Genomic DNA, 14,441 nt, shown 5'->3' on the forward strand with positions numbered 1-14,441 from the left:
CGAGCACGTTGCGCCAACGGTGACGTGTTGCTCACCGCTTGCGCGCGCGCGCCGGTCAGTGCCGGCGTCGCTTTATCGATTTCTTTCTCGGCCTGCGTGGCCACGCCGCCGATGATGACGACAGGCGGCGCCGGCAATGCGGCCTCGCCTTCGCTTTCGTCTTGACTTTCGTTCTGCTGCTGGCTCTGGCTTTCGTCGGCGGACAGCCCGTCCGTCCGGGCCGCCTCCGCGATGACCAGCGCCGCTTCGGCCGCGGCATCGAGCGCATCGCCCGATGCGCCGCCCGCGATCACGTTCCTGACTTCATCTGCTTGCGCGCCGCCGGCTGCTTGCGCGCCCTGCTTGCCTGCTTTCGCCGGATCGTTTCGGGCGGCCAACGCCTCAAGCCCCGGCGCGGGACTGAAGCACTTCCACCGCGGGCAGCGTCTTGCCTTCGAGGAATTCGAGGAACGCGCCGCCGCCGGTCGAGATATAGCTGACCTTGTCGTGGATGTCGTACTTCGCGATGGCCGCGAGCGTGTCGCCGCCGCCCGCGATCGAGAACGCCGACGAATTCGCGATTGCCTGCGCAAGCGTCTTCGTGCCGTTGCCGAACTGGTCGAACTCGAACACGCCGACCGGGCCGTTCCATACGATGGTGCCGGCAGTCGCCAGTTGCGCGGCGAGCGCGTTGGCGGTGTCCGGGCCGATGTCGAGGATCAGGTCGTCGTCGGCGACATCGGCGACGGGCTTCGTTTCCGCCTTCGCGGTCGCGGCGAATTCCTTCGCGGTCACGACATCGCTCGGAATCGGCACGGAAGCGCCACGCGCGCGCGCCTGCTCGATGATTTCCTTCGCCTCGCCGACGAGGTCCGCTTCCGCCAGCGACTTGCCGATCTTCAGGCCCGACGCGAGCATGAACGTGTTGGCAATTCCGCCGCCGACGATCAGTTGGTCCACCTTCTCCGCCAGCGATTTCAAAATGGTCAGCTTGGTCGACACCTTCGACCCGGCGACGATCGCGACGAGCGGACGCTTCGGGTTGCCGAGCGCCTTGCCGAGCGCATCGAGTTCGGCGGCGAGCAGCGGCCCGGCGCACGCGACGCTCGCGTACTTCGCGATGCCGTGCGTGGTCGCCTCGGCGCGATGCGCGGTGCCGAACGCGTCGTTCACGTAGATGTCGCAGAGCTTCGCGAGCTTTTGCGCGAGGCCGTCGTCGTTCTTCTTCTCGCCCTTGTTGCAACGGCAGTTTTCGAGCAGCACGACATTGCCCGGCTGCACGTCGACGCCATCGACCCAGTTCGCGACGAGCGGAACCTCGCGGCCCAGCAGTTCCGAGAGGCGCTTCGCGACCGGCGCGAGCGAATCTTCCGGCTTGAACTGGCCTTCGGTCGGGCGGCCCAGATGGGAAGTAACCATCACGGCGGCGCCCGCTTCGAGCGCGGCCTTGATCGCCGGGACGGAGGCGCGCACGCGCGTGTCTTCGGTGATGTTGCCGGCGTCGTCCTGCGGCACGTTGAGGTCCGCGCGGATGAATACACGCTTGCCAGAGACTTTGCCTTCGGCGATCAGATCGGTGAAACGCAGTACTTTCGTCATGGGAGTCAACGTTAGTCAGAAAAGCGGTTCGGGCGAAGAAGCGGCTGGATGCGGCTGCTTCGGGGACATGCGGCGGGGGACTGGAAAGGTGCGCCCCGCGCGTGGATCAATCTGGGGGCGAAGGCCGCGCAAGTGATATGAGCGCGCGGCTGGAATGCGGAGGGAAGGAGTCGGACGGCGGACCGCAACGCGTGTGCGCCGGGTTGGCGCGGACGCACGGCTGCGGCGATTCTGCCGGAGGCGGCGAGCTGCACAACCGTTGCGCGGTGACTGCCGGACTCACTTTCGACCTCGCTCTGCGACAGGAAAGACCGTCATTTTAACTGAATGGCCCGTCTGCTCTAGCCCGCAATGCTTGATGATGCGTATTTGGCGCATCCGTCGATGGCAGGCAGCGGTCTTCGGCGGCTCACGCGACGAGCCTCAGCAGCGTGAAAGCGATCATGCCGACGGCGATCGTGCCCATCATCCCGCGCCGCCACAGGTAATACGCGAGTGCGGCGAGCGAGGCCCACATCGCGTGATTCGACAGCGCGACGGAAAGGCCAGCGGGCGTTTCCAGCACGCCCGGTACGACGACAGCCGCGAGCGCGGCCGCTGGCGCGTACCGCAGCACGCGCTGGACGCGCGGCGGCAGCACCGTGCGCTCGCCGCCGAACAAAAAGAATGCGCGCGTCGCCGCGGTGACGAGGCCCATGCCGAGAATTGCCAGCCAGGTCTGCAGCGAAGTCATTGCGCGCGCCTCATGGTGTCGGATTCAGCGTCGGGTGCGGGTGGCGCTTCGGCGTCCGCCGCGGGCAACGCCGCCGGCCTCGAGCGGTCCGCGATGACATCGGCGAGCGTGCCGGCCAGCAGCGCGGCGAGCACCGCGAGCGGCAGGCTCAGCCGATACGGCAGATCGAACGCGAGCAGCGCCACGACACTCGCGACGGCCACGGCGGCGAGCGTGGAGCGCGTCGCGATGGCCGAAACGATCAGCGGAATCAGCGCGAGCGTGCCCGCCAGTTCCAGTCCCCATTTGGCCGGGATCAGGCTCGCGAGCAGCATGCCGGCGACCGACGAGACCTGCCACCACAGCCAGCACACGAGCGCGAGCCCCCAGAAGAACGCTTCCTTCCCGGCCCGGTCGGCCGGCGCGAAATTCCGCTTCGAAAACATCAGATAGATGATGTCGCCGTTGAAGTAACCGATCAGCACGCGGCGCCACATCGGCAGATGGGAGAAGTGCGGCGCGAGCCCGGCGCTAAAAATGACGAAGCGCAGGTTCACCATCGCGGCGGTCAGCAGCAGCGTCCAGAGCGGCAGCTTCGCGGCGAAAAGCGGCAGCGCCGCGAGCTGCGACGATCCCGCGTAGACCGCGAACGACATGCCGAGCGCCTGCGGCAGCGTGAGCACCGACTTGCTCATCGCGACGCCGGTGACGAGGCCCCACGAAAACGTGGCGAGAATGGCGGGAGAGAAGGCGCGGACACCTTCGAGAAATGCACGGCGATTCGTGTGGGACAGGCGGTCGAGCATGGACGGATGCGAGGCCAAATTATTGCGATGCCGATGCGCGCTGATTCAGGGCGAGGCGCCGCCCGATGCGGCTGCAACACAAAGCGCGCGGAAAACGTAAAGCAAGGTGAAGCGGATACTGCGAACCACCGCCCGTCCCCGATGAGCTGCGCGACGATCCGAAAGAAGAAGCGAAAAGATCGAAGCTGCCATTCACGTTCGCGGTGAAATGCAAAGTATAGCGGCGCGAAAGGCGCTTTTAGCTCGGTCCAATTGTCAAAAGACGCTAAAATGGCGGTCTTTCACCGCCTTTGCGCCGAGCCTGCGTTTTGCATGCTTCTACAGACAAACAGCAGGCAATAGGCAGTCGACCGGCTAATAACCGGCGCTTGAGCGGCGGACACGGTTCCATCGAAATCACTGAACGAGACAGCTAGGAGAAGCGTATGTCAATGGCCGACCGCGACGGCAAGATCTGGATGGATGGCAAGCTCATCGACTGGCGAGACGCCAACATCCACGTTCTGACCCACACGCTGCACTACGGCATGGGCGTGTTCGAGGGCGTCCGCGCATACAAAACCGCGAGCGGCACGGCCATCTTCCGCCTGCAGGAGCACACCAAGCGTCTGCTCAACTCGGCGAAGATCTTCCAGATGGACGTTCCGTTCGATCACGCCACGCTCGAAGCCGCGCAGCTCGAAGTCGTGCGCGAGAACAAGCTGGAATCGTGCTACATCCGCCCGATCATCTGGGTCGGCTCGGAGAAGCTCGGCGTGTCCGCGAAGGGCAACACCATCCATGTGGCGATCGCCGCGTGGCCGTGGGGCGCGTACCTCGGCGAAGACGGCCTGGCGAAAGGCATCCGCGTGAAGACGTCGTCGTTCACGCGCCATCACGTGAATGTGTCGATGGTCCGCGCGAAAGCGTCGGGCTGGTACGTGAACTCGATTCTCGCGAATCAGGAAGCCGTGACCGACGGCTACGACGAAGCCCTCCTGCTCGACGTCGACGGCTACGTGTCCGAAGGCTCCGGCGAGAACTTCTTCCTGGTGAACAACGGCAAGCTGTACACGCCGGACCTGTCGTCGTGCCTCGACGGCATCACGCGCGACACGGTGCTCACGCTGGCGCGCGACTTCGGCATTCCGGTGATCGAGAAACGCATCACGCGCGACGAGGTCTATACCTGCGACGAAGCGTTCTTCACCGGCACGGCCGCCGAAGTCACGCCGATCCGCGAGCTCGACAACCGCACCATCGGCTCGGGCAAGCGCGGTCCCATCACGGAGAAGCTGCAAAGCGCATTCTTCGACGTGGTCGGCGGGAAGAACGAGAAGTACGCGAGCTGGCTGGCGAAAGTCTGATGCAGCGGCGGGCCGCGCGGCCCGCTTGCCGCGAGCAACGAACGACATTGAAAAGAGAGTGCAATGAGCGACCTGAAGGAAATGCCGCTGGTGGAGTTGTCGGCGAAGGACATCCCCGCGTTCTGCCCGAATCCGAAGATGCAACGCTGGAGCACGCATCCGCGCGTGTTTCTGGACGTGTCGCACGGCGAGGCGCGCTGCCCGTATTGCGGCACGCGCTACAAGCTGAAGGACGGCGAAGTCATCAAGGGCCATTGACCAGCCGCTGACGTGCGTCGTCACGAGCGCGGTCCGTCCCGGCGGGCCGCGCGCTCGTGTCCGGATGCGCCGCCGGGCCGTGCGATGCCGGCCGCCCCACATACCAACAAGACTTGCGCGCCTCCCGCATCATCGCGGAGAGCCGCCACTATTTTGAGATCGGATAACGAACGATGCGCCGTGCGCTGGTTATAGCACCGAACTGGATCGGTGACGCATTGATGGCGCAGCCGCTCTTTACGCTTCTGAAGAAGCTGCATCCGCGCATCGTGATCGATGCCGTCGCGCCCTCGTGGGTCGCGCCCGTGCTCGAGCGCATGCCGGAAATTCACGCCGTCTACGCCACCGACCTCGCCCACGGCAAGCTGCAGCTGCTGCGCCGCTGGCAGCTCGCGAGCGATTTGCGCGATGTCGGTTACGACGCCGCCTACGTCCTGCCGAACTCGATGAAATCCGCGCTGCTGCCGTGGATGGCGGGCATCCGGCTGCGCATCGGCTACAAGGGCGAGAGCCGCTACGGGCTGCTGAACGTGCGCCACCCGAATCCGCCGAAGACCGATCGGCCGCCGATGACCGTGCACTACGCCGCCCTCGCCTATGCGCCGGGCGCGAAGCTGCCGTTCGTCGACAAGTACGCGCAGCCCCGCGAAGCGCAGACGGGCGACGCGCAGATCTTGCCCGTGCCGCGCCTGGAAGCGGACCCGAACGAAGCCGTGCGCGTCTCGGCGCGCTTCAATCTCGACACCCGCGCGCCGCTCGTCGTCTTCTGTCCCGGCGCGGAATATGGTCCCGCGAAACGCTGGCCGCCGGAGCATTTCGCGTCGCTGGCGCAGTTCGTCGCGCAGTCGTTCCCGTATGCGCGGATCGTCGCGCTGGGGTCGAACAAGGATTCGGCCGCCGCGCAGGCCATCGCGGAACGCGCGCAGAACGTGCGCAACCTGTGCGGGCAGACATCGCTCGGGGAAGCATGCGCGCTGATCGCGCGGGCGAGCGCGGTCGTCACCAACGACTCGGGGCTCATGCACGTCGCGGCGGCGCTCAAGCGGCCGCTCGTCGCGGTTTACGGCTCGACCGATCCGCGCCATACGCCGCCCTTGTCCGACCTCGCAAAGGTACAATGGCTGCATCTTGATTGCAGTCCATGCTTTGCCCGCGAGTGTCCGCTCGGCCATCTGAACTGCCTTCGCGAACTGTCCGCGGAACAGGTTTTCGCCGATTTGCGCGGCATGCTGCTCGCGCATCGTTGACGCGTCGCGCCGCCCTTTCGCGGGCACGGACACGCGATGTCCCCGAACGGGGACATGCCTTGAACCATGACCGATGCGGCGCGCCACCGTTCGATGGCGTCCCGCACCGATACCCAGAGACTCACGCGCCATGCCACGTTTCGCCCGCCTGTTCGAAGCCGCCGCCGACACGCTCAACGCCTACTATCAGGCCGTCGCGGACAACAGCATCGATGCCGTGATGTCGCTGTGGATCGACGAGGAATTCGCCACCTGCATCTGCGCGGACGGCACGCATCTGCACGGCCTCGAAAACATACGCGCGGGCCTCGGCAAGCAGCTCGAAGCGCAGCCGGTCACGATCGAGCCGCTCGATATCCGCGTGTACGACAGCCTCGGCACCGTCGTGTATGCGATTGCGGAAGCGCATCAGCCCGCGGGCACCGCCTCGCCGCACATGATCTTCACGACCTACGTGATGGTCCACGAGCGCGGCGAATGGCGCATCGCGCACATCCATGCGAGCACGATGCCGATGGAAACCGCCGGCCAGTTCGCCGTGAAGCTGCGTCACGGGAAGGGATCGCTGCACTGAAGCACGAAGTATCGAAGAAGGCGTTCGACGGGGGAGGACCATGAAGCGCGATCCGTTGTTGCAACACGATTCGTCGTTCGTGGATAGTGCTCCCGCCGTGGTTGCGAACGTCCTCGATCCTATTGAGGAATGGCTGTACAGCGCGCCCCGCTGGCTGCCGACGGCGCATGCGCAGACCATCGTACCGGCGCTCTTCGGCCGCAAGCCCGCGGTCAGCTATCGGCGCGAGCGATGGGACACGCCCGACGGCGATTTCATCGATCTCGACTGGCTCGCGCACACATCGCGCGACGTCGCGTCCACTGCCCCGCTCTTCGTGCTCTTTCACGGGCTCGAAGGCAGTTCCGATTCCCACTATGCCCGCTCGATGATGGCCGCCGCCGAAGCACGCGGCTGGCATGGCGTCGTGCCGCACTTCCGCAGTTGCAGCGGGCCGCTCAACCTGCTGCCGCGCTTCTATCACCTGGCGGACAGCGCCGAAGCCGACTGGATCCTGCGCCGCTTGCGCGAGCGGCACGCCGGACCGATCGTCGCGGCGGGCGTCTCGCTCGGCGGCAACGTGCTGTTGCGCTGGCTATGCGAGCGCGGCACGGATGCCTCGATCATCAGCGCGGCCGCCGCGATCTCCGCTCCGCTCGATGTCCACGCGGGCGGCCACGCGATCTCGCAAGGCTTCGGCATGGTCTACACGCGCAGTTTCCTGAAGTCGCTGAAGAAGAAGGCGCTCGCGAAACTGGCGCAGCATCCCGGCCTTTACGATCCCAACGCCGTGCTCGCCGCGCGCACGCTTCATGAATTCGACAATGTCGTCACCGCGCCGCTACACGGCTTTCGGGACACCGATCACTACTGGTCGAGTGCGACGACGCGCGCGCATCTGAAGCACATCGAAGTGCCGGCGCTCGTGCTGAATGCGCGCAACGATCCGTTCCTGCCCGAGTCGGCGCTGCCGTCGCAGGCGGAAGTCTCGGCATGCGTGACGCTCGATCAGCCGAACCACGGCGGGCATGTCGGCTTCATGACAGGGCCGTTTCCCGGGCGTATCGACTGGCTCTCGCAGCGCGTGTTCGGATATCTCGAGCACTTCCTTTCTCGCGGATGAATCATGGATGAAATCGTCAAGCAGGCGCTCGCCAAGTGGCCCAACGTTCCGCACTGCACGGGCTGGCTCATGCTCGACAGACGCGGCCAGTGGCGCATGCGCGACGATGCGGCGCAGGCCGCCGGCGCGCTCGGCGACGTGATCCGGCATGAGGCGCTGATCGGCTTCATCAATCGCAATTACGAGCGCGACGCCGAGGGCCAGTGGTTCTTTCAGAACGGCCCGCAGCGCGTGTATGTGGAGTTGGGTTATACGCCGTGGATCGTGCGGCTTTCGCTTGCGGATGACGCGCTTCGCCTGACCGATCAGACCGGCGCGCCGTTCGAGCCGGCGCACGCATGGCTCGACGATGCAGGCGGCCTGCTCTTTTCCGACGGTGCATCGCCGGCGCGCATCGCCGCGCTGCACGATCACGATCTCGACTTGTTCGCGAGCCACGCATCCGTCGATGATGCCTCGCACGGCGGCGTGTTCCACTGGCGCGATGCCGTCGACTTGCCCTTGCAGCCGATCGCACGCGCGGACGTCGAGCGGCGCTTCGGCTTTATCGCGAGCCCGGCCGCGCGTGCGGCGTCGAAACCCTGATGCGTCAGCTTTTCTGATCCTGATCGCGCTCTTCCTTGTAGCGCGTCTCGAAGTCGCGCAGGCGGGCGGAGATCGTGGATAGATCGTAGAAGCTCGCGTTTTTCACATCGCGTGCTTCCTTCAACTGGCGGATCGCGGAAGGCCAGGCGCCGTCGAGCGCGAACTTCTCGGCCATCGCTTCGTGCTGGCGCAACGGATCGTTGAGACCCGCGCTGGCCTGCGCGAGATACAGCCACCAATCGGCGCGGGCGGGCTCGGCCTGCGTCTGCCGGCGCGCGAGCGACTGCGCTTGCGCATAGCGATGTGCGCTGATCAACGCCTGCAGATGAATGTCGATGGCCGCGTGCGAGGTCGGCCAGCGCGTTTGCGCGATCTCCGCGAGTCGGATCGCGTCGTCATACCGGCCCGCGCGACGCGCGATATCGGCGGCGAGCACGTCGAGGCTTGGCGTGCTGCGGGCGGTTTGCCGCGACGTTTGCGCCGTGACGTGCACGGCCGGGAGCGTGGCGTTCCTGTCCGGCGATGCGGGCGCGTCGGCGGACAATGCAGGCGATGCGGGCGATGCACTCAGTGCACCGTGCGCGCTGCTGCTGAACAGCGCGCTGGGGAACGTCCCGGGTTGCGCGGTTCCGCCAATGGCCGACGCCGGGCGGTCGGCTTTTCCCGCGTCAAGGCTGAAAGCACGTGGCACAACGTCGCCCCGCGCAAAGTTCGCCGCCGTTGATGCTCGCGAACCGTCGATGCTCCCAGTCCGCGACGTTGCTCCGGCTACGCTTTTCGCCGTCAAGCGCTCGCGCTGCGGCGGGATCGCATCGCTGGCAGCGGCGCCCGCACTCGCCGGCGGCGCCGGTTCCCGGCGCGTTTCATTCGCCACGGCCGCCTCGCTCGCCTGCTCGCCCTCGAACAGCCGCCGCGCTTTCGCGAGCGCATCGTTGGCGGCGTCGTAATCGCTCGTCAGCGAACGCGCGAGCGCGATGCCATACCAGTTGGCCGCTGGATTGAACGCCGTCTGATCGTCGATTTCGTACTTCAGGCGGCTTGCGACTTCGCGATAGTCGCTTGCGTAGCTGACCTGCAGCACCCGGGCGCGGGCGCGCACGAACGCGTATTCCGGCGACTGACGCGGCTGGCGATACGGCACGCGGCGCGCACGGTCCTCCATATCGGCGATGCGCTCGATCGTCAGCGGATGCGTGCGCGCGTAGGCCGGCACGCCGTTATCGGCCATCGCCGCTCGGTCGAGCCGGCCGAAGAACGCGGTCATCGCGTAGGGATCGTAGCCGGCTGCGGCGAGCATCTGGAAGCCGACGCGATCCGCTTCGTGCTCGGCGGCGCGTGAGAAGCGCAGTTGATTGTCGACGGCGAACGCCTGCCCGCCCATCGCGATGCCCATGCCGAGGTCGCCGCTGCGCGTCATCACTCCGGCGAGCAGGCCGGCGAGCATCGCGGCAAGCGCCGCATAGCTGCTTTTCTCCTGCGTGCCGAGCATGCGCGCAATGTGGCGCTGAAGCACGTGTCCCATTTCGTGCCCGACGACCGACGCCAGCTCGGACTCGGTCTGCGTCGCGGACACGAGCCCCGTGTTCACGCCGATGAAACCGCCGGGCATCGAGAACGCGTTGATCTGCGGATCGCGCACGGCGAACAGTTCGAAGTCGGGCCGATAGCCGCCGAGGTACTGCGTGGCTGCGGCGGCGGACAGTTTGGACGCGATCGAATCGAGGTAATCGCGCATCAGCCAGTCGTCGAGGTAGTCCGGATCGGAGCGCACTTCGCGCATCATCCGCTCGCCGACGCGGCGCTCGGCTTGCGGCGAAAGCGTGCCGCCGGAGCCGTCGCCGAGGTCCGGAAGTTGCACGGACGAAAGCGGCGCGCGCAGGCCGGCCATCGCGCCGGGCCGGTTGGCGAAGCGGCTTTCCGCGCCGCCATAGACGCCGAAGACGCCGTCCGCGACCTGCGGCTCGCCGGGTGCGCTCGTTTCCTCTCGCAGCTGCACGGCGCTCGCGCCGGCAGGCGCCGCCGCCTTCTGCGCGAGGGCGACGGACGGAACGGCCTGACTCAGGCACAACGCGAGGATGAGCGCACGGCTCGGACGGTTCAGATGCATGACCGGCTGAATGACGGGAACACGCTTATCGTATCAAGTGCGCCATGACCGGCGAACCGCCGACTTCGGCGAAAAACGCACCGGATCACGCTGGTATGATAGGCGCCCGCTCAAAGGAGGACGCGATGTCCGGACTCACACATTTCGATGCCGCCGGCGAGGCGCACATGGTCGATGTCGGCGACAAGGGCGAGACGCGGCGCATTGCAGTGGCGCGCGGCTCGATCGCGATGCTTGACAACACGCTCGCGCTGATCCGCGAAGGCCGCGCGAAAAAAGGCGACGTGCTCGGCGTGGCGCGCATCGCGGCGATCCAGGGCGCGAAGCGCACCGCCGATCTGATTCCGCTGTGTCATCCGCTTGCGCTGACGCGCGTCGCAGTGGACTTTTCCATCGATGAGAACTTGCCCGGCGTTCACTGCGAAGTGCGGGTCGAGACCGTCGGACGCACGGGCGTGGAGATGGAAGCGCTCACCGCCGTGCAAGTCGGGCTGCTCACCATCTACGACATGTGCAAGGCGGTGGATCGAGGCATGACCATCACCAATGTGAAGGTCATGGAGAAGCATGGCGGCAAGTCGGGGGATTGGGTGGCGAGCGCCTAGCCCGCGCTCAGTCGTCCTCGTCTTCCTCCGGGTCCTGAACCGTCCCCGCCGGCTTGCCATATAGCTTCACCAACTCCGCCTTGAACGGAGCGAGCGGCGCGCCGATCTCGTCAATCGACCGGTACACCGCCTCCAGTTGCGTCGGCCAGTCCTTGAGTTGCGTCGCGAAGATCTTGAGGCGCGCCATCGTATCGAGCGCTTCCTCGCGCTGACCGGCCAGCGCCTGCAGCACCGCGTAACGCCGCAGCACCGTCTCCCCCGGCAGCAGCGCGAGCGCCTGCCGATGCGCGGCCAGCTTCGCTTCGATGTTCTGCGCGTTCATCGGCAGCAGCGTCGCGGCGCCGTATTGCCCCCACGCGCCGAACAGGAACGACGGATCGTCGCGATACTGCTCCGCCGGCCGCGAGCCGTAATAGAGCACTTCGGCGCGGTGATAATCCTGCATCGTCGGGTACAGCGCGGCCAGGCCGCCCGCGACGAGCGTCACATATACGCCATACGACAGCGGACGCGCGACCAGCCGCAACGGCCGCGTTTCGAGCAGGCCGATGACGAGCATCGCCGGCATCAAAAAGAACATGTACTGCTGCGGGTACTCGACGAGCGCATGCATCATCAGCACGCCCAACAGCGAGAGCCCGAAAATACGCGCGGGCGTATGCGGCGCGCGCAGCACGCGGATCAGCCACAGCACGATGCCGGCGACCAGCACGCCCATGCCCAGCAGCCCCGTCTTCGCCAGCAAGTCGATGAAGATGTCGTGCGCATTGTTCGCGATCTCGACGCCGCCCAGTTCGCGCACGAGATCGAACTGATAACGGGGAAACTCGCCCCAGCCGACGCCCAGGAGCGGATGCGTCGTGAACATCGTCCAGCCGTACTTCCACAGCGCGAGGCGCGGCGCGATCTGGTTCGCGTCCTGCATGCGCTCCGCCGCCGATTGCGCCAGATCCAGTTGGAACCTCACGTTGGCCCAGCGCACGCCCGCGTTCACCACGAGGAACAGCACGCCAAGGGCGATCGGGATAATCCATGCGCGCATGTCGCGTCGATTGCGGCGTGCGGGCGCGTCGAGGTCTTCGGCTGCGGCCGAGCGACCCTGCGCGAACGCCATCCACAATCCCGCTACGACGATCACCGCCGTCTGCAGCCACGGCCCGCGCGACACCGTCAGCGCAAGCCCGAACGAAAACACCGCTGACAGCGGAAGCCACACCGCGACCGGCATGCGCCGCGTCTGCACGAAGTAAAGCGCGCCGGCAAGCGCGAACGCGATGACGGTCGCGAGGTGATTCGCCTGCGCCATGTTGCCGAACATGCGCCGCTCGGTCATCACGTTGTACGCGACGATCAGAGGCGAGAACTTCACTTCGGCATGGAACATCTGCACGGTCTGGCAGAACACAGCGAACAGGCCGCCGACGATCAGCGCCGCCGCGCCGACCCGCAACGCCTTCTCCGACAGCCCCGCCCGCGCCAGCCCGAAGCCCGTATGCACCGCGACGAACGACGCCAGCAAATAGGCGCCGCCGAGCCAGTTCATCGAAGGCTGCGCGACAGGCAGCAGCACCGTCTGCGCGACGAGCACCAGGCCGAACAGCAGCGGCATCAGCGCCACGACCGGCGACGCAAACGGCACGCGCGGCTCGGACACGGTCACGAGCACGGCGACCGCCGCGCCGAGCGCCAGATAAAGTGCGAGCGCGCTGTACTCGGCGTAGAAGGTTGGAATCGGATACGTATGGCTGACGACGGCGAACGGAAACGTCAGCGCGGCACACAGAACGGCGAAGCAGAGATAGCGCGCGTACGAGGTGGTTTGGGAAGGCATGAGGGGCTGGGAACGTCGGGAACCGGCGCACTATACAAAACTTTGCCGCCCCTGTGCGCCGCCTGCCCGGAAATGCCACGAAATCACCCGTTTTCGCGCGAACTCGCTGTGGAGCGCGGCGGTGAAATCTTCTACGCCGCCGCGCTCGCCGTTTTCGGCTCGCTCACTCGCTCACTCGCGTGCTCAGGCGCGGCATTCAGGCGGCGCGAGCTTGCCTTGCAGCGTCGGCGCTTCCACCGGCGACGGCCCCGCGCCCGGCGCCGGCAGCGACGACGCCGCCTTGCCGCCCGCGAAACACTCCCACGTGATCGTGCCCGCCTGCACCGTGCCTCGCGCGAGGGCGACGCGCGCCGTCGGTGTATCGGCGTTATCGGGCGCGGAAGGCACGAGCACCAGCGTATTCGATCCCGCCGGCGCAACGCGCGTCGTATAGGCGATCGTGATCTGCCCGGTGTTGCTGTCGACGTGAATGGACTCCACGTTGCGCGTCGCGGGCGGCGATGCATGGCCGCTCGCCAGATCCGCCCCGCTCGCCGCATTCTCCGCGACCGCGAGACGCGCCGATGCCGCGAGCGACAAGCCCTCGCCCACGCGGCTGCGCGCCAGATAGTCCTGGTACGCGGGAATCGCGTAAGCCGCGACCACGCCGACGATCGCCAGCACGATCATCAATTCGATCAGTGTGAAACCATGCGCCGACGATGCCGCCCGCCTGATCCACTCGTTCCATCCGCGCCGTTCGCGCGGGCTCTTCACGTCCAAAACCATGCTCGTCATTGCTGCTCCCAAAAAGACAAAAAGCGCCGGCTGCGTGAGCAGACCGGACGCTTTCATCCTATTGAGGCAGTCCGTGCGGCGACAGTCGGCCATTCGGCCAACGCTGCGTGGTCATGTATCGGCCGCGACGCCTTTTCCGTGCGCCAACGTGCGGCGCTTCATCAGCCAGCCCGCCGCGATGACGGCGAGCGCGCCGCCAAGCCGCGCCGCGTAGCCGACGGCGTCCGTATTCAGTGCCGGCCAGCGGTCGATGAACGGATCGTCGATGATGAGCCCGCCCGCGATCCACCCGAGCAGCCCCGCGCCCAGCAACACGACGACGGGAAAGCGGTCCAGCAGCTTGAGCACCAGCGTGCTGCCCCACACGATGAGCGGAATGCTCACGACCAGCCCGAAAATCACGAGCGTCAGGCGATGCTGCGGATCGGCCGCCTCCGCCGCGCCCGCAATCGCGATCACGTTGTCGAGGCTCATCACGGCATCGGCGACGATGATCGTCTTCACCGCCGCCCAGAGCTTGTCGGACGAGCTGATGTGATGCTCGTCGTGGCCCGGCTGCATCAGCTTGACGCCGATCCACAGCAGCAACAGTCCGCCGACGAACTTGAGAAACGGCACGTCGAGCAGGACGACCGCGAACGCAATCAGCGCGACGCGCAGCAGGATCGCGCCGAGCGTGCCGAGCACGATGCCCCGCTTGCGCTGGGTGACGGGCAGATCGCGGCACGCGAGCGCGATGACGACGGCGTTATCGCCACCGAGAAGAATATCAATGACGATGATCTGGACGACAGCGCCCCAATGAAGCGTGGAGAAAAATTCGAGCATGGCAAGGGAAAACGGTGATCGAAATAAAAAAGCGGGGAAGCCGACGCTCCCCCGCTTTCTATCCGGCGATGACGAAAGGATTCAG

At 66.3% G+C, this 14,441-nt stretch carries 14 protein-coding genes; 7 read left to right on the forward strand and 7 right to left on the reverse strand.

The window, feature by feature from the left end; translation table 11 throughout:
* Positions 1-381 precede the first annotated feature (381 nt).
* The 3 genes from BG57_RS06170 to BG57_RS06180 all read right to left on the reverse strand — a co-directional run bounded on the left by BG57_RS06170 (position 382) and on the right by BG57_RS06180 (position 3,096).
* Positions 382-1,578 carry a phosphoglycerate kinase gene (locus BG57_RS06170; protein ID WP_035961314.1) on the reverse strand — a complete coding sequence of 399 codons (1,197 nt, stop codon included), beginning with the start codon at positions 1,576-1,578 and terminating at the stop codon, positions 382-384.
* A gap of 409 nt (positions 1,579-1,987) precedes the next feature.
* The gene (locus BG57_RS06175; RefSeq protein ID WP_035961316.1) at positions 1,988-2,311 is read right to left on the reverse strand and encodes an AzlD domain-containing protein; all 324 of its coding nucleotides are present in this window, start codon (positions 2,309-2,311) and stop codon (positions 1,988-1,990) included.
* Positions 2,308-3,096, reverse strand: a complete 789-nt coding sequence (locus BG57_RS06180) for an AzlC family ABC transporter permease (protein ID WP_052005652.1) — start codon at positions 3,094-3,096, stop codon at positions 2,308-2,310. Before BG57_RS06180 ends, BG57_RS06175 begins: the two co-directional genes overlap by 4 nt.
* A 425-nt stretch (positions 3,097-3,521) precedes the next feature.
* Between BG57_RS06180 and BG57_RS06190 the strand changes: the two genes are divergently transcribed.
* From BG57_RS06190 to BG57_RS06215, 6 genes are all read left to right on the forward strand, one after another.
* Positions 3,522-4,442 (forward strand): branched-chain amino acid transaminase, encoded by a 921-nt coding sequence (locus tag BG57_RS06190; RefSeq protein WP_035961319.1) that lies wholly within the window; start codon positions 3,522-3,524, stop codon positions 4,440-4,442.
* Positions 4,443-4,505: 63 nt separating this feature from the next.
* Entirely contained in the window at positions 4,506-4,700 is a 195-nt protein-coding gene (locus BG57_RS06195; protein WP_035961321.1) for a zinc-finger domain-containing protein, read from the forward strand.
* Between the two features lie 173 nt (positions 4,701-4,873).
* On the forward strand, positions 4,874-5,947 hold the full coding sequence (gene waaF / locus BG57_RS06200) for a lipopolysaccharide heptosyltransferase II (protein ID WP_035961322.1): 1,074 nt from the start codon (positions 4,874-4,876) through the stop codon (positions 5,945-5,947).
* Between the two features lie 130 nt (positions 5,948-6,077).
* Positions 6,078-6,521 carry a nuclear transport factor 2 family protein gene (locus BG57_RS06205; protein ID WP_035961324.1) on the forward strand — a complete coding sequence of 148 codons (444 nt, stop codon included), beginning with the start codon at positions 6,078-6,080 and terminating at the stop codon, positions 6,519-6,521.
* A 40-nt stretch (positions 6,522-6,561) separates the two neighbouring features.
* Positions 6,562-7,623, forward strand: a complete 1,062-nt coding sequence (locus BG57_RS06210; RefSeq protein ID WP_035961328.1) for a hydrolase — start codon at positions 6,562-6,564, stop codon at positions 7,621-7,623.
* 3 nt (positions 7,624-7,626) lie between these two features.
* The gene (locus tag BG57_RS06215) at positions 7,627-8,208 is read left to right on the forward strand and encodes a DUF2946 family protein (protein WP_035961335.1); all 582 of its coding nucleotides are present in this window, start codon (positions 7,627-7,629) and stop codon (positions 8,206-8,208) included.
* A 4-nt stretch (positions 8,209-8,212) separates the two neighbouring features.
* Here BG57_RS06215 and BG57_RS06220 read toward each other — a convergent pair whose 3' ends face one another.
* Positions 8,213-10,315, reverse strand: a complete 2,103-nt coding sequence (locus tag BG57_RS06220; RefSeq protein WP_035961338.1) for a M48 family metalloprotease — start codon at positions 10,313-10,315, stop codon at positions 8,213-8,215.
* 125 nt (positions 10,316-10,440) lie between these two features.
* Here BG57_RS06220 and moaC point away from each other — a divergent pair, with 125 nt between their 5' ends.
* Positions 10,441-10,920: a cyclic pyranopterin monophosphate synthase MoaC gene (gene moaC, locus BG57_RS06225; RefSeq protein WP_035961895.1), complete on the forward strand. Its 480-nt coding sequence runs from the start codon at positions 10,441-10,443 to the stop codon at positions 10,918-10,920.
* A gap of 7 nt (positions 10,921-10,927) precedes the next feature.
* Here the strand turns inward: moaC and BG57_RS06230 are convergent, their stop codons facing one another.
* The 3 genes from BG57_RS06230 to BG57_RS06240 form a co-directional block, all read right to left on the reverse strand.
* A complete protein-coding gene (locus BG57_RS06230) occupies positions 10,928-12,751 on the reverse strand; it encodes a PglL family O-oligosaccharyltransferase (protein ID WP_035961341.1) in 1,824 nt (607 codons plus the stop codon).
* Positions 12,752-12,934: 183 nt separating this feature from the next.
* Positions 12,935-13,528, reverse strand: a complete 594-nt coding sequence (locus BG57_RS06235) for a pilin (RefSeq protein ID WP_035961896.1) — start codon at positions 13,526-13,528, stop codon at positions 12,935-12,937.
* Positions 13,529-13,639: 111 nt separating this feature from the next.
* Positions 13,640-14,356 carry a TerC family protein gene (locus BG57_RS06240; RefSeq protein ID WP_035961344.1) on the reverse strand — a complete coding sequence of 239 codons (717 nt, stop codon included), beginning with the start codon at positions 14,354-14,356 and terminating at the stop codon, positions 13,640-13,642.
* Positions 14,357-14,441 lie beyond the last annotated feature (85 nt).

It is taken from the genome of Caballeronia grimmiae (genome assembly GCF_000698555.1).
GTDB lineage: Bacteria > Pseudomonadota > Gammaproteobacteria > Burkholderiales > Burkholderiaceae > Caballeronia > Caballeronia grimmiae.

Bases quoted from the DNA above. Each gene is read 5' to 3' on its own strand.
- BG57_RS06170 (WP_035961314.1), bottom strand. From the start codon at position 1,578: ATGACGAAAGTACTGCGTTTCACCGATCTGATCGCCGAAGGCAAAGTC.
- moaC (WP_035961895.1), top strand. From the start codon at position 10,441: ATGTCCGGACTCACACATTTCGATGCCGCCGGCGAGGCGCACATGGTC.
- BG57_RS06210 (WP_035961328.1), top strand. From the start codon at position 6,562: ATGAAGCGCGATCCGTTGTTGCAACACGATTCGTCGTTCGTGGATAGT.
- BG57_RS06230 (WP_035961341.1), bottom strand. From the start codon at position 12,751: ATGCCTTCCCAAACCACCTCGTACGCGCGCTATCTCTGCTTCGCCGTT.
- BG57_RS06235 (WP_035961896.1), bottom strand. From the start codon at position 13,528: ATGACGAGCATGGTTTTGGACGTGAAGAGCCCGCGCGAACGGCGCGGA.
- BG57_RS06220 (WP_035961338.1), bottom strand. From the start codon at position 10,315: ATGCATCTGAACCGTCCGAGCCGTGCGCTCATCCTCGCGTTGTGCCTG.
- BG57_RS06190 (WP_035961319.1), top strand. From the start codon at position 3,522: ATGTCAATGGCCGACCGCGACGGCAAGATCTGGATGGATGGCAAGCTC.
- BG57_RS06240 (WP_035961344.1), bottom strand. From the start codon at position 14,356: ATGCTCGAATTTTTCTCCACGCTTCATTGGGGCGCTGTCGTCCAGATC.
- BG57_RS06215 (WP_035961335.1), top strand. From the start codon at position 7,627: ATGGATGAAATCGTCAAGCAGGCGCTCGCCAAGTGGCCCAACGTTCCG.
- BG57_RS06175 (WP_035961316.1), bottom strand. From the start codon at position 2,311: ATGACTTCGCTGCAGACCTGGCTGGCAATTCTCGGCATGGGCCTCGTC.
- BG57_RS06195 (WP_035961321.1), top strand. From the start codon at position 4,506: ATGAGCGACCTGAAGGAAATGCCGCTGGTGGAGTTGTCGGCGAAGGAC.
- waaF (WP_035961322.1), top strand. From the start codon at position 4,874: ATGCGCCGTGCGCTGGTTATAGCACCGAACTGGATCGGTGACGCATTG.
- BG57_RS06205 (WP_035961324.1), top strand. From the start codon at position 6,078: ATGCCACGTTTCGCCCGCCTGTTCGAAGCCGCCGCCGACACGCTCAAC.
- BG57_RS06180 (WP_052005652.1), bottom strand. From the start codon at position 3,096: ATGCTCGACCGCCTGTCCCACACGAATCGCCGTGCATTTCTCGAAGGT.